At 74.6% G+C, this 21606-nt stretch carries 19 protein-coding genes; 10 read left to right on the forward strand and 9 right to left on the reverse strand.

Annotation, left to right across the window (positions count from 1 at the left end; genetic code table 11):
* The first annotated feature begins 96 nt into the window (after window positions 1-96).
* Both ACIOHG_RS17555 and ACIOHG_RS17560 read left to right on the forward strand, forming a co-directional pair.
* Window positions 97-831 (forward strand): hypothetical protein, encoded by a 735-nt coding sequence (locus tag ACIOHG_RS17555; protein WP_400951108.1) that lies wholly within the window; start codon window positions 97-99, stop codon window positions 829-831.
* A 270-nt stretch (window positions 832-1101) separates the two neighbouring features.
* A complete protein-coding gene (locus ACIOHG_RS17560; protein ID WP_400951111.1) occupies window positions 1102-1725 on the forward strand; it encodes a sigma-70 family RNA polymerase sigma factor in 624 nt (207 codons plus the stop codon).
* 76 nt (window positions 1726-1801) lie between these two features.
* Here ACIOHG_RS17560 and ACIOHG_RS17565 read toward each other — a convergent pair whose 3' ends face one another.
* From ACIOHG_RS17565 to thpR, 3 genes are all read right to left on the reverse strand, one after another.
* A complete protein-coding gene (locus ACIOHG_RS17565; RefSeq protein WP_400951114.1) occupies window positions 1802-2374 on the reverse strand; it encodes a LysM peptidoglycan-binding domain-containing protein in 573 nt (190 codons plus the stop codon).
* 209 nt (window positions 2375-2583) lie between these two features.
* On the reverse strand, window positions 2584-4710 hold the full coding sequence (locus ACIOHG_RS17570; protein WP_400951117.1) for a cellulose binding domain-containing protein: 2127 nt from the start codon (window positions 4708-4710) through the stop codon (window positions 2584-2586).
* Window positions 4711-4911: 201 nt separating this feature from the next.
* Window positions 4912-5526 (reverse strand): RNA 2',3'-cyclic phosphodiesterase, encoded by a 615-nt coding sequence (gene thpR, locus ACIOHG_RS17575; RefSeq protein WP_400951120.1) that lies wholly within the window; start codon window positions 5524-5526, stop codon window positions 4912-4914.
* A gap of 258 nt (window positions 5527-5784) precedes the next feature.
* Between thpR and ACIOHG_RS17580 the strand changes: the two genes are divergently transcribed.
* Window positions 5785-6276, forward strand: a complete 492-nt coding sequence (locus ACIOHG_RS17580) for a rhodanese-like domain-containing protein (RefSeq protein WP_400951123.1) — start codon at window positions 5785-5787, stop codon at window positions 6274-6276.
* Window positions 6277-6283: 7 nt separating this feature from the next.
* Here the strand turns inward: ACIOHG_RS17580 and ACIOHG_RS17585 are convergent, their stop codons facing one another.
* On the reverse strand, window positions 6284-6901 hold the full coding sequence (locus ACIOHG_RS17585; protein WP_400951125.1) for a TetR/AcrR family transcriptional regulator: 618 nt from the start codon (window positions 6899-6901) through the stop codon (window positions 6284-6286).
* Window positions 6902-7044: 143 nt separating this feature from the next.
* Between ACIOHG_RS17585 and ACIOHG_RS17590 the strand changes: the two genes are divergently transcribed.
* Window positions 7045-8064: an aldo/keto reductase gene (locus tag ACIOHG_RS17590; RefSeq protein WP_400951128.1), complete on the forward strand. Its 1020-nt coding sequence runs from the start codon at window positions 7045-7047 to the stop codon at window positions 8062-8064.
* Window positions 8065-8105: 41 nt separating this feature from the next.
* On the forward strand, window positions 8106-8387 hold the full coding sequence (locus ACIOHG_RS17595; protein ID WP_400951131.1) for a hypothetical protein: 282 nt from the start codon (window positions 8106-8108) through the stop codon (window positions 8385-8387).
* A 7-nt stretch (window positions 8388-8394) separates the two neighbouring features.
* Here ACIOHG_RS17595 and ACIOHG_RS17600 read toward each other — a convergent pair whose 3' ends face one another.
* From ACIOHG_RS17600 to ACIOHG_RS17615, 4 genes are all read right to left on the reverse strand, one after another.
* On the reverse strand, window positions 8395-10206 hold the full coding sequence (locus tag ACIOHG_RS17600; RefSeq protein ID WP_400951133.1) for a tetratricopeptide repeat protein: 1812 nt from the start codon (window positions 10204-10206) through the stop codon (window positions 8395-8397).
* A gap of 327 nt (window positions 10207-10533) precedes the next feature.
* Window positions 10534-11592 carry a polysaccharide deacetylase family protein gene (locus ACIOHG_RS17605; protein WP_400951136.1) on the reverse strand — a complete coding sequence of 353 codons (1059 nt, stop codon included), beginning with the start codon at window positions 11590-11592 and terminating at the stop codon, window positions 10534-10536.
* Between the two features lie 133 nt (window positions 11593-11725).
* Window positions 11726-12361, reverse strand: a complete 636-nt coding sequence (locus ACIOHG_RS17610; protein ID WP_400951139.1) for a hypothetical protein — start codon at window positions 12359-12361, stop codon at window positions 11726-11728.
* 288 nt (window positions 12362-12649) lie between these two features.
* Window positions 12650-12919, reverse strand: coding sequence for a GlsB/YeaQ/YmgE family stress response membrane protein (locus tag ACIOHG_RS17615; RefSeq protein WP_400951141.1), 270 nt, complete (start codon window positions 12917-12919; stop codon window positions 12650-12652).
* Between the two features lie 276 nt (window positions 12920-13195).
* On the opposite strand from ACIOHG_RS17615, the gene ACIOHG_RS17620 reads away from it, so the two are divergent.
* Window positions 13196-14188, forward strand: coding sequence for a transglycosylase SLT domain-containing protein (locus tag ACIOHG_RS17620; RefSeq protein WP_400951144.1), 993 nt, complete (start codon window positions 13196-13198; stop codon window positions 14186-14188).
* Between the two features lie 43 nt (window positions 14189-14231).
* On the forward strand, window positions 14232-15056 hold the full coding sequence (locus tag ACIOHG_RS17625) for a hypothetical protein (protein WP_400951145.1): 825 nt from the start codon (window positions 14232-14234) through the stop codon (window positions 15054-15056).
* A gap of 106 nt (window positions 15057-15162) precedes the next feature.
* Here ACIOHG_RS17625 and ACIOHG_RS17630 read toward each other — a convergent pair whose 3' ends face one another.
* A complete protein-coding gene (locus tag ACIOHG_RS17630) occupies window positions 15163-15603 on the reverse strand; it encodes an SsgA family sporulation/cell division regulator (protein WP_400951148.1) in 441 nt (146 codons plus the stop codon).
* Window positions 15604-15916: 313 nt separating this feature from the next.
* Between ACIOHG_RS17630 and ACIOHG_RS17635 the strand changes: the two genes are divergently transcribed.
* The 3 genes from ACIOHG_RS17635 (at window position 15917) to ACIOHG_RS17645 (ending at window position 21567) form a co-directional block, all read left to right on the forward strand.
* Entirely contained in the window at window positions 15917-17137 is a 1221-nt protein-coding gene (locus ACIOHG_RS17635; RefSeq protein ID WP_400951150.1) for a PucR family transcriptional regulator, read from the forward strand.
* A gap of 67 nt (window positions 17138-17204) precedes the next feature.
* On the forward strand, window positions 17205-17852 hold the full coding sequence (locus ACIOHG_RS17640) for a hypothetical protein (protein WP_400951152.1): 648 nt from the start codon (window positions 17205-17207) through the stop codon (window positions 17850-17852).
* A gap of 286 nt (window positions 17853-18138) precedes the next feature.
* Window positions 18139-21567, forward strand: a complete 3429-nt coding sequence (locus ACIOHG_RS17645) for a carbohydrate binding domain-containing protein (RefSeq protein WP_400951155.1) — start codon at window positions 18139-18141, stop codon at window positions 21565-21567.
* The last annotated feature ends 39 nt before the right edge of the window (window positions 21568-21606 follow it).

Here is a 21606-nt window from a genome sequence, read left to right on the forward strand (position 1 = left end):
AGGGTTGGTGTGATGTGAGTCACATTCACGAGGTCGGGTGGAACTCGCGGGCGGACGGCCTCCGGAGGGCGGGGCGGGTGCGACGATGGGCCCGCCATGGAATCGGGACGGGTGGTACGGGCAGGGCGGGCCGCGGTGTTCGCGGCGGCCTGCGTGCTGCTCGCGGCCGTCGCGCACGTGCTCGCCGCCGGTGCCCCGGTGCCGGGGTGGGGGCTGGCCGCGGGGCTCGGCGGGGCCGGGCTGCTGGGCTGGCTGACGGCCGGCCGGGAGCGCGGGCCGCTGCTGGTCACCGGCCTGACCGTCGGGGTCCAGGCCGTCCTGCACGCGGTGTTCTCGCTCGGCGGGGACGTAGCGCCCGCCCCCGGCGGACTCGCCGCCCAGTGGGCGCAGTTGCTGTGCGGCGCCGGCCCCGTGAGCGGGCAGCGGGCCGCGCAACTGGCCGAGGCGGCCGGGCTCGCCCCCGTGGACGGGTTCGCCGTCGTCCCGCTCGACGACGCCCCTGGCCCGGCGGAGCCGGCGCAGCATGCGATGGCTCTGACGTTCCATCAGCACGGCGGCGGCGCGGGCGGGTTGGGGATGCTCGGCGCGCACCTGCTGGCCGCGCTGCTGCTCGGCCTGTGGCTGGCGGCGGGCGAACGCGCCGTGCACGGCCTGGCCCGCACCGCCGCGGCCCGCCTGTTCGCGCCCGTCCTGCTGGTGCTCGGCGTCGCCCGCCCGACGCCCCCGCCGCGCGGTCGCCGCCCCCGGGCCGGGCATCTCCGGCCGCGGGTGCGGCTGTTGGTCCACTCGCTCGCCACCCGGGGCCCGCCGGCGGTGTCCGCCGCCGCCTGACGGCCCGTCGCCCGACGGACCGTCACCCCCGGGGTGCCGCCCCGGCCGCCACCGTGCCCGCGCCCGCGTCCATGTTCGGACGCTGCGACCGCGGTGCCGGTGCGGCGCGCCCGGGGACCGCCCCGCGGCCCCGAAGCCCGTCCTCGAACCCCCGCCCGCCCCACGGGCCCGGCCCGTCCTCCGGTCCCGGTCCGTCCTCCGGGCGACGGCGGGGGTTCGAGGACCGGCCGCCGGAGGCCGCTCCCGTCTCCCGAGCGAGGACACCCGGAGATGACCCCTGCCTTCCAGCCGTCGCACCCCGCCGCCGTGCGCGGGCGCGAGGACGACGGCGACGTGACCGCCTGGGCGCTGGCCGCCCGCGGCGGCGATCCGGCGGCCGTGGAGCGGTTCGTCCGCGCCACCCGCGCCGACGTCCGACGGTTCGTCACCCACCTGAGCGGCGAGCCGCAGGCCGCCGACGACCTGACCCAGGACACCTACCTGCGGGCGCTGCGCGCGCTGCCCCGGTTCGAGGGGCGCTCCTCGGCCCGGACCTGGCTGCTGAGCATCGCCCGCCGCGCCGTCGTCGACCGCCACCGGTTCGCCGCGTGCCGGCCCCGGCTGCTGGACACCGAGGACTGGCAGTCCGCCGCCGAGCGGGTCCAGCCGCGCGGCCTGCCCGGCTTCGAGGAGGGGGTGGCGCTCGGCGAACTGCTCGACGCGCTGCCCGCCGAGCGCCGCGCCGCCTTCGTGCTGACGGCGCTGCTCGGCCTGCCCTACGAGGAGGTGGCCGAGCTGACGGGCTGTCCGGTCGGCACCGTCCGCTCCCGGGTCAGCCGGGCCCGGGGCGTGCTGATCCGCCGGCTGGCCGCCGCCGAGCACGCCGACGGGGCCGTGCTCGGCTGCGCGGCCTGACAGGGGCAGGGTCGGGAAAGCCGACGGGCGGCCCGCCGCGAGGACGGGCCGCCCGGGTGGCCGGGGTGCGGCGCGGTCAGGGGATGACCAGCGTCTGACCGGCGTTGATCAGGTCCGGGTTGGCGATGCCGTTGGCGTCGGCGATCCGCTGGTACTGGCTGCCGTCGCCGTAGAAGCGCTCGGCGACCGCCCACAGGCTGTCGCCGCTCTGGACGGTGTACGTCTGCTGCTGGACCGGCTCGGGCTGCGGCTCCGGCTGCGGCTCGGGCTCGAACGCCTGGACGGGCGCGGGTTCGGCGGCCCGCACGTCGGCGACCCGGGTGCCGGACTCCCACCGGGTGCGGTCGCCGCCGACCACCAGGTTGCCGTCGTCGTTGAGGCGGAGGTAGGCGTCGGGGCTGCCGTCCGTCCCGGTCGACCAGAGGACCTCGCCGGGGCCGCCGTAGAGGACGAAGTTGCCGTCGCCCTGCATCTGCGCGCTGGTGGCGCCGCGGCCGTCCGTGGCGGTGGCCCAGAGCGGCTGCCCGGTGCCGAGGTCGGACAGCACCAGGTTCCCGTCCGACTGGAGGGAGAGCCGGAAGCGACCGTTGTCGGACAGCAGCTCCTCGTCGACAGCGAGGGCTTCACCGGGCTTGAGGGTCGAGGACATCACTTGCTCCACGGGATCGGAAAACGGAGGACGGTCGGCCGGTTACGGCCACGGTCGACTCTCTGCCCCCGGCCGCCGCCGCCACAACCCGTCGGCCCCCGGTTCATCCGCACGAAGGACGCCCCGCCCACCGGGGTTGACGGCACCGCCCCGGACCGGCCGACCGCCCCGGACCGGTCGACCGGTCCGGGGCGGCACCCGAGGGGGCATCAGCCGACGGTCCGGCAGACCGTCCCGTTCAGCCGGAACACCGTCGGGGACGGGTTGGCGCCGTTGTTGGCGCCGACGAAGCCGAACGAGGCCGCGGTGCCGCCGTCCGGCGCGAGCCGGGCGTTGCCGGAGCCGTTGGTCACCCGGACGTGCTGCCCCGCGGCGGTGACGTTCGCGTTCCACCAGGAGCCGACGGACTGCCCGGCCGAGGGCCAGTCGAAGTCCAGCGTCCAGCCGTCGACGTCCGCCGGGCCGAGGTTGCTCACCGCCACGTCGGCGACGAAGCCGTTGCCCCAGCCCGCGGTCAGCCGGTACGAGACCGCGCAGGTGCTGTCGGCGGGGGTGCCGGTGGTGAAGGCCAGCGGGACGGAGGGCCGGGACAGGCGCCCCGCCCGGTCCCGGGCCAGCACGTTGACGGTGTGCCGGGAACCCGGCGGCAGGTTGTACAGCGTCGCCGAGGTGCCGGTGGACGAGCCGAGCAACTGGGTGTGGGTGCCGAGCTGCTCGTACACCTCGTAGCGGTCCACCGCCCCGGTCGCGGCCGGCCACTCCAGCGCAACGGTGCTCGCGCCCACCGAGGCGGTCCGCGGGGTGCCCGGGGCACCCACGGCGGACGCGGACGAGCCGGTGCCGGCCTGCGGACGGACCGTCAGCACGGTCAGCGAGTACGGCGCCAGGGTCGCCGAGGCGGCGGTGGCGGTGCCGGTCGCGTCCACCGGGCCGGTGTCCCCGGGCGCCCAGCGCAGCACCGCCGGGGCGGCGGCGTCGGCGGTGAAGCCGGTGTAGCGCAGGTCGACCACGTGCTGCGCGGTCGCACTCCGGTTCAGCAGCAGCACGCCCAGGCTGCCGTCGGCGCGCAGCACCGCGTGCGCGGAGACCTCCGCCCCGGCCGGCCCCGCCGGGGCGGCGGCCACCATGGTGTCGCCCGGATCGCCGAGCGCGCCCACCGCCTTGATGCCGTAGTACGGCGCGAACGGGGTGTGCACGGCGGGCTCGCAGACCGCGCCCGTGCAACTGCCGTTGGAGAGCATCCCCATGTCGCCGTAGTCGGTCTCGCCGTTCACGGTGCTGATCGGGCCCGCGCCGTTGTGGGTGTCCCACCAGTCCACGGTGAAGACGCCGTTCTCCAGCGCGGTGCTGACCGCCTCGGCGGCGAACAGCCCGTTCGGGCGGCTGGTCAGCGCGCCGTTGCCGGAGTCGGAGTTCACCTCGGTCATCGCGATGCCGATCCGCGCCGAGTCCGCGCCCGCGTACCGGTCCAGCAGGTCGCGCACCTCGCGCAGCTCGCCGGGCAGCTGCCGCACCGCGTCCAGCGAGCGGTCGCCGCCACCGGCGTTCGGGTACCAGTGCACGCTGACGAAGTCGACGTCGTGCGCGACGGCGGCCAGCACGGTGTGGTTCCAGTCGCCGCTGTCGCCCGCCGCCACGATGCCGTCCGGCCAGTTGCCGGGCATGGTCAGTACCGCGCCGATCTTCACGCTCGGGTCGACGGCCTTCATCGCCGCCGCGTACGCCTTCACCTCCCGGGCGTACTGGTCGGGCGACTTGTCGGTGTGGGTGTCGTGCTCCCAGCCGCTGCCGTACACCCCGTTGCCGTAGATCTCGTTGCCGATCTCCCAGTACTTCGCCCCGTAGCCCTTGGTGACGTTGGCGTACCGGACCCAGTCCGCGGCCTCCTGGGCCGTCCCGGAACCGTAGTTGGCGATCAGGATCGGCTGCGCCCCGGTGGCCCGGACCGTCCCCATGAAGGCGTCGAACCCGGTGCCCGGGGCGACGTAGCCGCCGGGCGCGGAGTTGTCGACCCAGTGGTAGGTGTCGGCGTACGAGCCGCCCGGGTAGCGCAGCGCGCCGATCCCGGCGGCCCGGTACAGCGCGGCCACCGCGGGGTCGTTCATGGCCGAGTCCCAGATCGCCGTGTTGGCGCCGAGCGCGGCCGGATCGAGGGTGCCCAGGCCCGCGCCCGCGTCGACGGTGACCGTCACGTCGCCGCCGCCGACCGGGTCGGCTGCGGCGGGGGAGAGCGGCAGCGCGGCGACGGACAGCGGCAGTGCGGCGGCCACGGCCAGGGCGGCGGCCGCCCCGGCGAGCGGGCGACGGCGCCCGGCTGGTCTGCTGCGGAACAGCATGGGGGTGTTCCTCCCGGCGGGTGCGCCGGTCCCGGGGCACGCCGCGGGGCCGGACGGGTGGGGTGGGGGTGGCGGAGCGCCCCCAGCGTCCGAGCGGGTTCCGGGCCTGTCAATCCGCGGCCGGTCCCGGCGGCGGCCGCTACGGCGTTCACCACAGCTCGGGGGCGGGCGGCCCGATGTAACGTTCGCGCACCGCGCGGGTCAATCGGCCTCATCGGCAAGGGGGTTGCGGCCGGACGGGGCGGCGAAGGGCCAGGCGGTCAGGTCGCGGTAGTGGATCGGGCCCGGGCCGCGGCCGACGTTGCTGCCGACCAGGTGCAGGTGCGCGGTGTGCCAGTCGCGGCCGGTGAAGCCCGCCAGTCCGGCGGCCGCCGCCGGGACGGACTCCGGGTCGTCGCGGCGGGCCCGGGCCAGCGTCAGGTGCGGGCGCAGCGGCCGTTCCAGGAAGTCGATCCCGCAGGACCTGACCAGGCGCCGCACCTCGGCGGCGAGGTCGTGCAGCCCGTCCAGGTCGCCACCGACGCCGCTCCACAGCAGGCGCCCGCCGAAGTGGCCGCCGCCGTGCAGGTTCAGCCGCAGCGCCGGGCGGGCGGCGGCGGTCCCGGACAGCGCGGAGCGGAGCAACGGGACGGCGCCGCTGGGGAGTTCACCGAGGAAGGCCAGGGTGATGTGCCAGTCCTCGATCCGGTTCCGGCGCAGCCGGGGGTGGGCGTCGTAGACGGGCCGCAGGGCGCGGGCCAGCTCGTCCTTGGCCGCGTCGGGCGGGGCCAGGGCCACGAACAGGCGCCGGGTCGGGGGCTCGGGGTGATCGTCCACCAGGGATTTCTAGCAGCCCGACCGGGGCGGACGCGCGCCGGGCCGAGCCGGCGGGAAGGCTGGCGTGAGGGCCGGTGGGACCCGGCGGGAGGGCTGCCGGGACGGCTGGCGGGATCTTGACGGTCGTGGGCGGTCGCGCCACTCGTGGGGCCGGGGCCCGGCCGCCCAGAATGGGACGCGTCGACGCCGGCCGGGGACGGAACCCCGGGTCGGCTCCCCCCTCCCGAGAGCGCGCGAGCGCAGAGACGAGGCACCCGCATGTCCACCACCGCCCCCGCCGCCCCCGCGATCGACAGCGCCGTCCTGAACGTTCCCGCCGCCGAACCGGCCGTCGCCGCCGCCCACTTCGCGGCCCGGCTGGCCTTCGAGGCCGACGTCTCGGACGTGCACGCCGACCTCACGTCCGGTGCGCCCGGCATCGTGGTGGTCGACACCCGCAGCGCCGCCGCCTGGGACCAGGGCCGCATCCCCGGGGCGCTGCACCTCCCGACCGCCCGGATCGCCGAACTGGCACCGGAGTTGATCGACCCGGCGCTCACCGTGGTGACCTACTGCTGGGGGCCGGGCTGCAACGGTGCGACCCGGGCGGCGCTGGCCTTCGCCCGACTCGGCTACCGGGTCAAGGAGATGCTCGGCGGCTTCGAGTACTGGGTCCGCGAGGGCTTCGCCCACGACACCGCGACCGGCACCGAGCAGCGCCCCGTCGACGACCTGACCGCCCCGCGCTCGGGCATCGCCTGCGCCTGCTGACGATCCGTCAATCTCCTTCTGTGCCAGCGCTGTTGCTCAAGCCGTCGAGCAGCAGGCCGATCAGGCGGCGGGGGTCGTAGGCGGGGTCGGTGCCGCCGCCGATGCACAGGTTGCCGATGCCGCGCATCAGCTCGTAGGCGCCGACGCCGGGTCGGATCCGGCCGGCCGCCTCGGCGGCGTCCAGCAGTTCGGCGCAGGCCGGGACCAGGCGGTCGAGGAAGTGCGCGTGCAGGGCGTCGAAGCCGCTGTCGGCCTGGAGGGCGTGCGCGAGCCCGTGCTTGGTGACCAGGAAGTCGACGAACAGGTCGATCCAGCGGCGCAGCGCGTCGAGCGGGGAGTCGGCGGCCGCGAGCAGGGCGGGCCCGGCCTCGGCGCAGCTCTCGACCTGGTGGCGGTAGACCGCGACGACCAGGTCGGCCCGGGTGGGGAAGTGCCGGTAGATGGTGCCGACGCCGACGCCGGCCTTCGCGGCGATCTCCCGGATCGGGACGTCGACGCCCGAGGCGACGAACATCTCGGCGGCCGCCGCGAGCAGGGCCCGCTGGTTGCGGACGGCGTCGGAGCGGCGGCCCCGGGCGGGGGCCGAAGGGGAGGTGGTGGTCGGCGGGGTGGGCGGGGTGGTCATGGGGCGCTGTCTCCGGGGGCTTCGACAAACGGAACCATGTTCCGTATCGTATCTGGAACAAGGTTCCGCTTCGAGTCTAGTCGAGCGGTGCCCTTCCCGCGCCTGCCCGCGCACCCCCTCGACCGCCCACGGAGGCGACAGCCATGCAGTACCGCACCCTCGGCCGCACCGGCATCCGGGTCAGCACCCTCGCGCTCGGCGCGATGAACTTCGGCCGGATCGGCCGCACCACCCAGGCCGAGGCGACCGCCCTGGTCGACGCCGCCCTCGACGCCGGGATCAACCTCATCGACACCGCCGACGTGTACAGCGGCGGCGAGTCCGAGGAGCTGGTCGGCCGCGCCGTCGCCGGCCGCCGCGAGGACGTCGTGCTCGCCACCAAGGCCGGCCTGCCGATGGGCGACGACCCCAACCACCGCGGCAGCTCCCGCCGCTGGCTCACCACCGCGCTCGACGCCAGCCTGCGCCGGCTCGGCGTCGACCACGTCGACCTCTACCAGATCCACCGCTGGGACCCGAGCACGAGCGACGAGGAGACCCTCGCCGCCCTCACCGACCTCCGGCGGGCCGGCAAGATCCGCAGCTTCGGCTCCTCCACCTTCCCCGCCCACCGCATCGTGCAGGCCCAGTGGGCCGCCCGCGAACACCGGCTGGGCCGCTACGCCACCGAACAGCCCAGCTACTCCGCCCTCCAGCGCGGCGTCGAGGCCCACGTCCTCCCGGTCGCCCAGGAGTACGGCCTCGGCGTCCTCGCCTGGAGCCCGCTCGCCTCCGGCTGGCTCTCCGGCGCCGTCCGGGCCGGCCGCGCGGCCACCACCCACCGCGCCGCGACGATGCCGCAGCGCTTCGACCCGGCCCTCCCCGCCAACCGGGCCCGGCTGGCCGCCGTCGAACGGCTCGCGGAGATCGCCGACGCGGCCGGACTGACCCTGATCCAGCTCGCCCTCGGCTTCGTCACCGCCCACCCCGCCGTCACCGCCGCCCTGATCGGCCCCCGCACCCCCGAACACCTGGCCGCCCAACTCGCCGCCGCCGACACCGTCCTGGGCGCCGACGTCCTCGACGCGATCGACGCCGTCGTCGCCCCCGGCACCGACCTCGCCCCCGACGAGAAGCACGACACCCCGCCCGCCCTGCTCGACCCGGCGCTGCGCCGCCGCTGACCGGGACCGCCGCTGTCGGTCCCGGATGCCAGCCTGGCCGGATGGACGAGAAGCACGACCACGACGAACAGCTGCTCCGCGGCCGGGTCTACGGCGCCGACCACGAGGACCCGGGCCCCCGCCCCGGCCACGACTACCGCGAACTCGTCGGCGGTCCCCTCGACGGCCTCCTCCTCGACACCACCGGCTGGCCCCCCGCCGCCTTCGCCGCCGGCGCCGCCCTCACCACCCACCTCGGCCGCCACGGCGGAAGCGGCCGCTCCCACTACACCCCGCGCGAGGGCGACCCCCGCCACTGGGACCACACGGGCGACACCCCCTGACGGGGCGTCAACCGAAGACCCGCCGCCACCAGGGGCGGGACCTCGCGGCCGCCATGTACGCCAGTGCTTCGCGCGTCGACACCGTGTGAGGGTGCTCGTCGCCGAGGAGCTCGCACCGGGCCGCGAGGACGGCTTCGAACTCGGCCCGGGCCTGCGGCAGGTGACCTTGCAGATGGAGGACGCTGGCCAGGTTGTGGCGGGCGGTCAGGGTGTCGGCGTGGTTGTTGCCGAGGAGGTCGCGCTGTACGGCGAGGACGGCTTCGTGCTCGGCTCTGGCCTGCTGCAGGTGGCCCTGGGCCCGCAGGACGCCGGCCAGGTTGTGGCGGGTGGCCAGGGTCTCGGAGTGGTTGTCGCCGAGGAGCTCGCGCTGCGCGGCGAGGACGGCTTCGTACTCGGCCCGGGCCGGCCCGAGGAGTCCGGCCTGGTGGAGATGGTCGGCAACGAGGCCGGCGGCTTCCGTCAGCTCGCCGGTCCGGAGGTCTTCCGCGCGGTGGAACGCCTCCAGGACGTGCGGGGTGAGTGCCTGCCAGCTGGGCCAGGCGGCGGGATCGTCCGGTTCTCCGATCTCCTCGGAGAGGACCGCGGCCACCAGCAGCCGCACCGTCGTCTCCGTCGGCGGGGTGTGCGAGGCGTCCCGGACCAGCGGGTGCATGCGCAGCAGCGGGAGGGACCCGGCGGTGGAGAAGGTGAGGAAGCCGACCGACTCCAGGGCGGTGAGGTGGGCCCAGAGGGTGGGGCCGTCCAGGTCGGGGAGGAGGTCGGGGGTCAGGAGGAGGGTGTAGGGGAGGTCCGCGTCGGCGAAGGAGGCGATCAGTTCGAGGAGGGCGCGGGCGTGCGGGTGGCCGCGTTCTTCGAGCAGGGCCACGGACATCGACCAGGTGCGGGCCAGGGACTGGCCGTGGTCGAGGGTGGCGGGGCCGCCCGCGTTCCAGGCGGAGTGGTACCCGGCGAAGGTGACGGGGGTGTCGGCGGCCCGGTACGCGGGCGGGGTGCCCAGGGTCCGGGCCAGGTAGGTGCCGGCCAGGTGGAGGGCGAGCGGGAGGCCGCCGAGGCGGGCGGCCAGGGCGCGGGCCTCGGCGGGGGCGCCGGCGGCGGGGCCGGCGCGGTCCAGCAGGATCTGGGCGGCGGCGTCCGGCCCGCCCTCGACCTCCTCGGTGAGCGGGCCGACCCGATGGTGGCGGGCACCGGGCCCCCAGGTGGCGGGGGAGCCGTCGCGGGTGGTGACCAGGACCGTGCCCGCGCCGGTGGTGGGGCGGAGCCAGCCGGTCCCGGCGGCGAGCCGGCCCGGGCCGTCGAGCAGGGCCGGGACGTCGGCGTTGTCCACCACCAGCAGCCAGGGCTCGCGCAGGCGGCCGAGCGCCGACCACAGGACGTCCGCCGCGTCGCCGTGGGCGAGTTGGCCGGGGTCGGCGCCCGCCTGCCGGGCCACCGCGCGCAGCGACGCCTCCAGGACGGAGTCGCTGCGGGCGTCCACCCACCAGACCCGGCCGGGGTGCCCGGCGGCGATCTCCAGCGCCAGCGAGGTCTTGCCGCAGCCGCCCATCCCGGACAGCACCACCAGCCGCCCCGCGCCGGGCGCGCGCAGATCGGCCCCGACGGCGGCCAGCAGTCCGTCCCGGCCGCGCAGCGGCGCCGCCGCGTCCCGGACGCCGAGCGGGGCGGCCGTCGACACCGCCACCAGCGGATCGTCCGCCGCCCCGGAGACGCCGTAGTAGTGGCGGCTCTGGTCGACCCGGTCGATCGACCAGGCCGCCACCGACCGCTCACCACCCGCCTCGATCCCGACCCGCGCCGGTTCCCCGTCGCCGTTCTCCGCCACGCCCAGCCCCCTGACCCCGCTGATCCCGCCGCCACCCCGCGCACCATGACGGTGCGTCGCAGCAGACCTTAGGGCCTGTCGTCGAACCCCCGCCTGCCCCACGGAGCCCGGCACGCCCTCTCGCCGCACCGGCCGAAAACCCGAGTACACCCAGTACGAGGGCTTCCGGCCGGCACGCCGAGAGCACGCACCGGACACTGCGGGGCCGCGCCGGGGGTTCGACGACAGACCCTGGGGCCGCCGGGGACGGTCTGTCCCGGGGCCCGGGCCGGCGCCGCGCCGCGGCCGGGTGCCCTGTCGTCCGTTCGCCGTCGTCCGTTCACCGGCTCAGGACGGTGTTCGGCCGGGGCCGGGCAGGCCGTCGACCCGGGCGAAGCCGTAGCCGCGGTCGAGCAGGCCCTCGATGACGGCGGGCAGGGCGGCGACGGTCTGGGAGCGGTCGCCGCCCCCGTCGTGCAGCAGGATCAGCGCGCCGGGCCGGGCCTGCGCCAGGACGGCCGCGGCGATGGCGTCCGCGCCGGGCATCGACCAGTCGGCGGGCTCGACGTCCCAGAGCACCATGGTGGTGTCCAACTCGCGCAGCCAGCTCAGCACTTGCGGGGTCCGCCCGCCGTACGGGGGCCGGAACATCCGGGGCCCTTCGCCGCCCACCGCGGCGGTCAGCGCCTGGTCGGTGCGCTCCAGTTGGGCGACCAGTTCGGACCGGGACAGGTCCGGCAGGTACGGGTGCGACCAGGTGTGGTTGGCGATCTGGTGGCCGGCGGTGGCCATCCGCTCCAACTCGGCGCGGTGCGCGAGGGCGTGCAGGCCGACGCAGAAGAAGGTCGCGGGCACGCCGTACCGGTCCAGCACGTCCAGCACCCGGCCGGTGTACGGCGGGTTCGGGCCGTCGTCGAAGGTCAGTGCCACCACCGGGAGTTCGGACGGTTCCGCCCAGCGGCAGCGTCCGGCGAGGCGCATCCGCTCCAGGTCGGCGGCGCTGGCGTCGATGTCCGCGACCATCTCGGTACCGCGCCCCGCCAGCGTGCCGGCGCCGGGTTCGAGCCGCACCACCGAGCCGAGGTCGCGGGCGGCGGCGCCCGCCAGCTCCGCCGCCGCGACCGATCCGAACGCGGGCCGGGCCGGCAGCACCCACGGATCGGCCCGGTAGACGGTCAGGCCGGCGCCGGTCAGCGCGCCGTCCACGACGCCGTTGGTCGAGTCGACCACCGTCACCAGGTGCTGGCCCGCCCGGGCGAACTCCCGTTGCAGGCGCAGCAGGTGGTCGGTCAGCGAGCCCAGCCGCCCGGCCGCGAACCGGGCCGCGGGTCCGACCGGCCGCCCGGCCCCGTCCAGCACGGCGACCTCGAAACCGACCCCGGTCCAGGCAACTCCCGAATAGCGCACGGCGTCTCCTCGCGGCCGGCCGCGGCCCGGCGGCCGCGGGAACGGACCGGAAGCCTTCCGGAACGAGTGGATTGCGTCAACACTCGTACCACTGAAGAAAGTTGACGGAACGTCATAGTGTGTGTGCGGGGCGTCAGTGCTCCAGGTCGGCGCGCATCGCGGCGAACAGCTTGGCGGCGTCGGCCGGGGAGGTGGCGGGGAAGAGCGCGACGGCCGCGGTGGAGGTGTCGACCCAGCCGCACAGGGCGTCCGCGCCGAGCGCGAAGCACTCCAGGTTGCCGCCGAGCGGACCGGCCGGGTAGGGGGTGGAGGTGCCCGGGGTGCCGGTGGAGCCCTCGCCCAGCGCGTAGTCGATCAGGCCGCGCCAGAGGTGCTCGCGGCGCTTGCTCGGCTCCTCGGGGACGTTGTCGACGCCCGCGAACAGCACCGGGCGGGCGGCGGCCTTCCCCGGGCGCTGGAAGTTGGCCTCGATCAGGCGCATCGAGTCGCGCATCTCGCCCGGGTCGACGGGCACGTCGGACAGCTGCTGCGTCCCGGTGGCCCGGGGCAGCCCGCCGGCCGTCTTCGCGTCCACCAGGCCGTGCTTCCCGCCGGCGGCGGGGGCGGAGGTCTTGGCGGCGGGGGAGGCCGGGGCGGTGGCGGTGGGCGCCGCACCGGTCGCGGCGGCGTCGCCGGTGCCCTCCGGGTCGCAGGCGGTGAGGGCGAGCGTGGCGGTGAGCGCGGCGGCGGCGAGCAGGGCGCGGGCGGCGAGAGGCGGACGGCTGTTCACGGCGGGTTCCCCCAGGTGCGGTCGTGGCGGCGGTGCGGCAGGCGCGGCGGTCCGGCAGGTACGGAGCAGGACGCTAGGGCCCGGGGCCGTCCCCGCGGGGGCGGATGCGCCGATTCCGGACCGCATCGGTACCGGACGGTGACACACCGGGCCGCCCGGTGACCGTGCTGTTGCGGAAGGCCGCGAGAGCCCCACCGGGGAGGGGGCCCACCGGGAGAGGGGGAGCACGACGACCGCCCGCCGCGCGGGTGGCGCGGCGGGCGGTCGTGGCGGGCGGCGGCGGGGCCGCTACCTGTTGGTGCGGGAGTTGCTCCAGGCCGGGGCGACGAACGCGACCAGGGCGACCGCGAAGCCGATCTGCAGGAAGTGCCTGATCCAGTCGATGCCGCCGGTGTGCCGGACACCGATCCACCCGGCCACCAGGTTGCCGAGCAGCGCGCCGGCCGCGCCGAGCAGCATCGTCAGCCACCACGGGATGGCCTGCGGCCCGCGCAGGATCAGCTTGGCCAGTACGCCCAGGATGAAGCCGATCAGCAGAATCCAGAGGAGTTGGAACATCGAATCCCAGCCTTTCCGGTCGGGTGCCGAACCGGTCGACAGCGCGGAACCGAACGCGGGGCCGCCGGGAGGCGGTCCGCACCTGCCATGATCGCCCGCCGGGCCCGGCGGGGCATCTCGGCGACCCGCCCGGGGGTGCCTGCGCAGCCCGTCCGGGTGGGGAGGTTTACGGGCCGTCCGGCGGGGTACCGGGGGGCGGGTCATTGCGTACCGGCGGGGTGTGATGGGATAACCGACCTGAGCGGATGTCAGGTCCTACGGGGGAGCAGACACAGCATGGCAGCGGGTTTCGGCGTCGAACTGGGCGAACTGGCGAAGATCCAGAAGGACTTCCAGCAGATCCAGCAGCGAATGGGTGAACTCAACCAGCAGAGCGGCCGGATCAAGGCGGCGATGACGAAGGCCGTGGCCACCGACGTCTCGGCGGGGCTGCTCGGCAACGTGCTCGGCGCGGGCGCGGTGATCGCCCAGGTGTACGAACGGGTCGACGCCATCAAGGAGCGGATGGCGGCCCTGGAGGCCACCAAGAAGCAGCTCACCGAGAACCTGCAGGAGGACACCCGGAAGCTCGGCGCCGTCCTGAAGCACTACCAGGAGGCCGAGCGGCGCGCCCACGAGGGCGTCAGCAAGCCCGGCAAGGGCGGCCACCCCGGGCAGCCGAAGAGCCCCGGGCACAGCACCGGGGAGCACAAGCCCGGCGGCGGCACCGGCTCGCACAAGCCGGGCGGCGGCCACCACGGCCAGCCGAAGAGCCCGAACCAGCCCGAGCACCACGGCGATGACCCGAAGACCGAGATCTCGCACGCCGGGAAGATCGCCACCGGCGACGTCACCTACGGCGGCAAGGGCAAGTACGGCAGCGGCGAGGCGGCCTGCCGCGAGTACATCGCCAAGGCGCTCGACGCGATGGGCATCACCGACCCCAAGGCCCGCGAGGCTTGGACCCAGGGCATGCTGACCATCGCCAAGCGCGAGTCCTCGTACAACGCGCCCACCTCGCAGGTGAACCTGTGGGACACCAACGCGCACGGCGCCAAGCAGGCCGACGGCGCGCCGCTGAACAGCTCGCGCGGCGGCTGGCAGACCATCCCGAGCACCTTCGCGGCGTACCACGTCAAGGGCACCTCGACGGACATCTACGACCCGGTGGCGAACGTCGCCGCGTCGATGAACTACATCCAGAGCCGCTACCACGTGTCGGCGGACGGGCACGACCTGGCCTCCAAGGTGCAGCAGGCCGACCCGCACCGCTCGCCCCGGGGCTACTGAGCCGCCGCCCGACCGCCTCTTCCGCGTCCACCGAGGGAATCCCGTGCGCCCGCTCCGCCCCGCCGCCGTCACCGCGGCCTGCCTGTCCGTCGTCGCCCTGCTCACGGCCTGCGACCCCGAGGGCGGCGGCTCCACCGCCGCCGGCTCGGCGGCCGCGCCGCCGCCCGCCGCGAGCAGTCCGGCGGGCGGGTCGGCCAGCAGTCCGGCGGGCGGGCCGTCCGGAACGCCCGCCCCGGCCGGGAGCCCGCGCTCCGGCACGGTCGCCTCGGGCGGCACGTCCAAGCTGCCGCTCGCGGTCTGGCTGCCGGCCGCCGCGCTGCCGCTGGACGCGCAGCTCGGGTGGGCGGTCGGGCAGCCGCGCGGCGGCGGCCCCCGGGACCGGTTCGCGATCGAGGAGATGTGCCTGGGCAAGCGGGACGCGGCCTGGGCGGACGCCGTCCCCGGGGTCGACTCGGTCGCCCTGAACGGCGGCGGCACCAAGGGCTGGAGCGGGTCCGAGAGCATCGCCGGCTTCGGCAGCGCGGCGAAGAGCAGCGCCGCCAAGCAGTCCTCGTTCGGCCTGCTGAACGCGCTCAAGGACGAGGTGAAGGCGTGCCCGAGCACCGCGCCGGGCGCCACCGTCAAGATCGTCGCCGACGACAGCGAGACGCTGGCCGCCGTGGTCACGCTGCCCAGCAGCAAGGCCGGCGCGGGCGCCGTCGAGGTCCACGAGTACCTGACCACCAGCGGTGGCGCGGTCGTCGAGCTGAACGTGTGGACCGACGTCCCCAGGGGCGGCGCGGTGAACGTCCCGTGGGGCAAGCAGGACGACGCCGCGCTGCTGGCCGCGCTCGCCAAGCCGGTCTGCACCGCGCTCAAGGACTGCTGAGCGTTCCCGGCCCGGGGCACCGAACGGCTCAGCGCGCCGGACGGGGGCCCAGTACGCTCAGCACGCCGGGCCGGGGCCCGGCACGCCCCGTACGTCCGACCGGGGCTCAGAACGCCGGGTCGGGGCGGCCGGTGCCGGCGAAGAGGGCGTCCAGGGCGCGGTCGACCCGGTCGCGCTCGGCGGGGCCGCCCGGCGGGACGGCGCGCAGGGTCTGCCGGACCCAGGGGGCGACCAGCACGGCCGGGGCCTGCAGGAAGGCGTCGCCCTCCGGGGAGCAGAGCATCAGGGTGACCATCCGCCGCCCGTCCACCACGGCCGGCCAGATCCGGACGTCGCCCAGGCCGGTCGGGCGCAGCAGGCCCTGCGCCAGCAGGTCCCGGGCGAAGAACCAGCCGATCGGCTGCTCCGAGTCCACGTGGAAGGACACGTGCACCGCGTACGGGTCGTCGGGGGAGTACGCCAGCCGCGCCGCGACGGGGAAGGCCTCCTCCGGCGACAGCAGCAGATCCATCACCAGGTCGAGGCACAGTTCGGCGGGGCTCTCCATCGCGGACGTCCTTTCCGGTCGGTCCGGCCCGGCGGCTCCGGGCGGTCTGAGCAGGAGACTAGGACCGCCGCGCGCCCCCGCAGGCCCCCGGGCCACAACGCTGTCCCGGCGAACAGCGGGGCCCCGCCCCGCGCTGTGGGCCGCGACAAAACCCTCCCCCCAACGGCCTGACGCACCGTCAACACCCCTTGGGGGTCTCACCCTTGGAACGCCCGTACGGCCCCCGCCCGTCCCAGCACCCCACCGGGTGCCCGCCCCGGACGCGCCCCCGCGCCGGGTGAACGCGCCGCCCCGAGCCGCCTAGGCTCGGTGCATGGGAACCCGACTCTCCGACGCGCCGGTGGACTCGGCCGCGCGACTGGCCGGCCACCTGCTCGACCGCCTGGACGCGCTCACCGCGGAAACGGTCCGCCGGATCCGCGACACCATGAGCGTGTACCGCTCCGCGGGGCCGCTGCCCGCCGGGGACCTCACCGAATCCGTCCGCAGCAACATCGAGTTCACCCTGCGCCGGCTCGCCCACGAGGAGGGGCTCTCCCTGGAGGCGCCCCGCCGCACCGGACGGCTGCGGGCCGAACAGGGCGTTCCGCTGGCCACCGTGCAGTCCGCGTTCCGGATCGGCTTCGCCAATCTGTGGGAGAGCATGGCCGCCGAGTCGCTGCGCCACGGCCTGGCCGGTGCCGAGGAGTTGGTGCACCTGGCGACCGACGTGTGGCGGTTCAACGAGGAGTCCACCACCGCCATGATGAACGCCTTCACCGAGACCACCGCGATGCTGATGGTCCGCCGCGACCAGGAGCGCTCCGCCCTGGTCGACGTGGTGCTGCGCGGCGGCATGGGCAACCCCGGCTCCGTGCTGGAGGCCGCCGACATGCTCACCCTCCCGTACGACGGCACCTTCGCCGTGGTCGTCGCGCACGCCCCCGGCCTGGCCCGGCAGGCGCTGCCCGACATCGAACCCGCCCTGCGCGAACAGGAGATGGGCTCGGCCTGGCGGCTCACCCCCGACGCGCACATCGGCATCGTCTCGATGCGCGCCGCCGCCGCGATCGACCTGCTGGTCGACACCCTGCGCGGCCGGACCGTCCGCCGGGTCGGCGTCAGCCCCTGCTACACCCGGCTCGACCAGACCCCGCAGGCCCTGCACCTGGCCCAGGTCGCGCTCGCCAGCTCGGCCCGCCCCGAGGAGACGGTCACCCTCTTCGACGCCAACCCGCTGCCGATGCTGGTCGCCAGCGCCCCGTCGACCGCGTCCCGGATCGGCAACCAGGTGCTCGGCCAGGTGATGGAACTCCCCGACAGCCAGCGCGAGCAGCTGCTCACCACGATGGCCACCTGGTTCGCCGTCGACGGCTCCGCCGACAAGGCCGCCAAGGTGCTGTTCTGCCACCCCAACACGATCCGCTACCGGCTGCGCCGGATCGAGCAGCTCTCCGGCCGCACCTTCGAACGCCGCCTGGACTCCGCCGAGTTGTACATCGCCCTGCAGGCCGTCCTGCACCTGCCCGGAGTGGTCCGCGACCCGCTGGAGTGACCCGGGCCGACTTCCGCGCCGGGGGCGGTTCGTGCACCGTCGGTGCCGGGTGGCAGGATCGCCTGGCATGGGGACACCGATCAGGTACATGAGCGCGAACAAGGCCGAGGTACTGGGGCTGCTGAACTCCGGGGGACGGCTGAACGACCGGCAGGCCGAGGTGATGGAGCGGGTGCGCCCCACTGCCGTCGCGCTGGAGGAGCGGCTGGCGCGCCAGGGCGTGCGGTCGGAGCCGCCGGTCCCCGAGGCGTTGGAGCAACTGGTCACCGGGCAGATCGTCCGGCCCGGCCCGGCGGACGGGATCGCGCACAAGCGGGCACTGCAACTGCTCCTGGCCCAGAGCGGGTCGGACGTCGGCGTGCTCGGCCACTACCGGCGTCCCGTCCAGTGGTTCGCCCACGTCGACGACGAGCTCAAGGCCGCCGGGGTGCCCTCCGAACTGCTGCCCTTCCACGCCCTGTTCGGCGGCCCGCCGGCCGGCTTCCCCGACCTCGGGGTCTCGCCCGACGGCCACCCCGACATCGGCTGCTTCCCACTCGACCTGTCCGGCGCCGCGATGGACGCCTACCGGGCCGCCGCACCCCTGGTCGACCCGGAGTGCCGGGAGGACGTGGCCGCGCTCGCCGAACTGTTCGACGTCGAGGACGACTCCTGGCGTTACGGCGTCGAGCACTTCGAGCACTACTCCGACACGCTCTTCTTCCTGATCGGCTGACCGGCCGGGGTCGGCGGCCGCCGGTGGCGCAGCGGGCGATCGCGCCCTGGAGCCGCCGGTGCCCGCCGTGCCGGGCTGGTCGTTGCGGAAAAATCTTTCGGCGGAAGGGGCGGATTTCGGGCGGAATATCCGCCGACGGGTGGGGTCGAGGAGGCTTTACAGCCCGGTCATGCCTCAGTAACCTCCTGGAAGCTCTTGCATGCTCTTGCGCAAGATCCCCCACCCATTTCCTGCCGCGAGGCAGTTCTTCCCCACCGCCTGCGGCCCCGTACCGAGGGACACTCCCTTGACCAGACGAGCACGGCACCGGCGGCGCCCCACCGCCGCCGTACTGACCGCAGTGGCGGCACTGGCCGCCGGCCTGCTGTCCGCCGCCCCACTCGGGGCCACTGCGGGCGCGGTGACCGACACGGCGGCGGCGAGCAGCAACACCGCCACCGTCTTCTACTACACCAAGACCCGCAACTGGGCTGCCTACAACCTGCATTGGGCCCCGGACGGCGGGAACTGGACCGCCGTGCCGGGCATCGCCATGCAGGCGGCCTGCACCGACTGGGTGAAGCAGACCGTCGACCTGGGCGGCGCCACCGGCCTGCAGGCGACCTTCAACGACGGCACCGGCACCTGGGACAACAACGGCGGCAAGAACTACGCCCTGGGCACCGGCACTGTGGTGGTCAAGGACGGCACGATCGCCCACAGCGACCCGTGCGGCACCGACAACGGCAGTACCGCCAGCCCGAGTTCGAGCCCGAGCGGGTCTGGCGGCACGGGCACGAGCACGACGGTGTACTACTGGACCAAGAGCCGCAACTGGGCGGCCTACGACCTGCACTACGCCCCCAACGGCGGCACCTGGACCACCGTCCCGGGCGTGGCCATGGAACCCGCCTGCACCGACTGGGTGAAGCAGACCGTCGCTCTCGGCACGGCGAACGGCCTGGCGGCGACCTTCAACAACGGCTCCGGGACGTGGGACAACAACGGCGGCGGGAACTACGCCCTCGGCACGGGCGCGGTGACGGTCAAGGACGGCGTGACCGGCACCGGCGACCCGTGCGCCACCGCCACCAACAGCCCCAGCCCCAGCGCCAGTTCGAGCCCTTCCCCGTCCTCCTCTCCCTCCCCGTCGGCGAGCGCCACCGCACCGGCCGGGAACAGCGCCACCGTCTTCTACTCGACGGCCGTGGTCGGCTGGAACATCGTCAACCTGCACTACGCCCCGGCGGGCGGCGCGTGGACGGCGGTGCCCGGCGTCGGCATGCAACTCGCCTGCCCCGGCTGGTACAAGCGGACGGTGTCGCTGGGCGCGGCGGCCACCATGGCGGCCACGTTCAACAACGGCAACGGCACCTGGGACAACAACAACGGCGCCAACTACGTTGTCCCGGCGGGCACTTCGACCGTGCAGAACGGCAAGGTGACGGGCGGCGCCGCCGACCCGTGCGCGGCGGTCGTCCCCGACACCACCGCGCCGAGCGTGCCGACGGCCGTGAACGCCGCCGCCACCGGCACCTCGATCGTGCTGACCTGGGAACCGTCCACCGACGACACCAAGGTGACGGGCTACCAGATCACCCGCACCGGTGGGACCAAGGGCGGCTCGGTGCTCAACGTCGGCTCAACGGTCTACTCCGACACCGGACTTGAGCCGCGCACCGTGTACACGTACACCGTGCGGGCCGTGGACGCCGCCGGGAACGTCTCGGCCGCCTCGGCCGCCGCGGTGGCCACCACCGGGGACGCCCCGCCGGCCGCCGCGCCCGGCGAGATGATCGGCACCGACCCGCGCAAGGACCCGATCTACTTCGTGCTCACCGCCCGGTTCTACGACGGCGACAGCTCGAACAACCGGGGCGGCAACCAGGACGTGAAGTCCGGCAACGCGGCCAACGACGACCCGATGTTCCGCGGCGACTTCAAGGGCCTGGTGCAGAAGCTCGACTACGTCAAGGGCCTCGGCTTCTCGGCGATCTGGATCACCCCCGTGGTGCTGAACCGCTCCGACTACGACTACCACGGCTACCACGGCTACGACTTCTACAAGGTCGACCCGCGCCTGGAGTCGGCCGGTGCCTCCTACCAGGACCTGATCAACGCCGCCCACGCCAAGGGCATCAAGATCTACCAGGACGTGGTCTACAACCACAGCTCCCGCTGGGGCGCCAAGGGCCTGTTCGTGCCGACCGTGTACGGCGTCCGGGACGCGCAGTGGTCCTGGTACTACGACGAGAAGCAGCCCGGCTTCGAGTACGACGGCCTGACCGTCGAGCCGAAGAGCGGCAAGTCGTACTACAACGGCGACCTGTGGTCCACCACCCAGCCCACCGGCCAGACCTGCGTCGGCTGGGGCAACCCGACCCAGTACAAGAGCCCCGAGGGCTACACCCTCTACAACTGCCAGTGGCCGAGCCCGACTTCGGGCATGTTCCCGTCTAAATATTTTCATCAGTGCTGGATCGGGAACTGGGAGGGCGAGGACTCCCGCTCCTGCTGGCTGGCCGACGACCTGGCCGACTTCAACACCGAGAACGCCGAGGTGCAGAACTACCTGATCGGCGCCTACAACAAGTACATCGACATGGGCGTCGACGGCTTCCGGGTCGACACCGCCGTGCACGTCCCGCGGGTCACCTGGAACCGGCGCTTCCTGCCCGCGATCCAGCAGCGCGTCACCCAGGACTGGGGCCCGGCCAAGGCGCAGAACTTCTTCGTCTTCGGCGAGGTCGCCGCCTTCGTCAACGACAAGTGGAACCGCGGCTCGGTCAACCACTCCGCGCAGTTCTACACCTGGAAGGAGCGCAAGGACTACACCGCCGACGACGTGCAGGCCGCCCTCGACCAGTACACCTACGAGGAGCAGTCGGGCACCGGCAACCAGCCGACGTCCAGCAACGCCTTCCTGGACGGCAACACCTACCACGCGCCCGACCACTCGAAGTTCTCCGGCATGAACATCATCGACATGCGGATGCACATGAACTTCGGCGACGCGCACAACGCCTTCGGCAACGGCAAGGACTCCGACGACTCGACCAACGACGCCACCTACAACGTGGTGTACGTCGACAGCCACGACTACGGGCCGAACAAGTCCACCGTGCGCTACACCGGCGGGACGGACGCCTGGGCCGAGAACATGGCGCTGATGTGGACCTTCCGCGGCATCCCGACCCTGTACTACGGCTCCGAGATCGAGTTCCAGGCCGGGAAGCAGATCGACTGCGGCCCGTCCTGCCCGCTCGCCAGCACCGGCCGCGCCTACTACGGCGACAAGATCGCCGGCAACGTGACGGCCGGTGACTTCTCGGTGGTCTCGGCGGCGGACGGCGCCGTCGCCGGCACGCTCCAGCAGCCGCTGGTCAAGCAGGTGCAGCGGCTCAACCAGATCCGCCGGGCGATCCCCGCCCTGCAGATGGGCCAGTACTCCACCGAGGGCGTCAGCGGCGGCATGTCCTTCAAGCGCCGCTACACCGACGCCGCGAGCGGGGTCGACTCCTTCGCGCTGGTCACCGTCACCGACGCCGCCACCTTCACCGGCGTCCCCAACGGCACCTACCAGGACGCCGTCACCGGCGACGTCCGCACCGTCACCAACGGCACCCTGTCCGTCGCCGCCCCCGGCAAGGGCAACCTGCGGGTCTACGTCCTCGACCTGGGCGGCAGGAACGCCGCCCCGGGCAAGATCGGCACCGACGGCCCCTACCTGAAGTAACGCCGTCGGCGAAGCAGCGGCCCGCGGGTGCGCCCGCGG

This window comes from Kitasatospora sp. NPDC088134 (assembly GCF_044741705.1).
Classification (GTDB): Bacteria; Actinomycetota; Actinomycetes; order Streptomycetales; family Streptomycetaceae; genus Kitasatospora.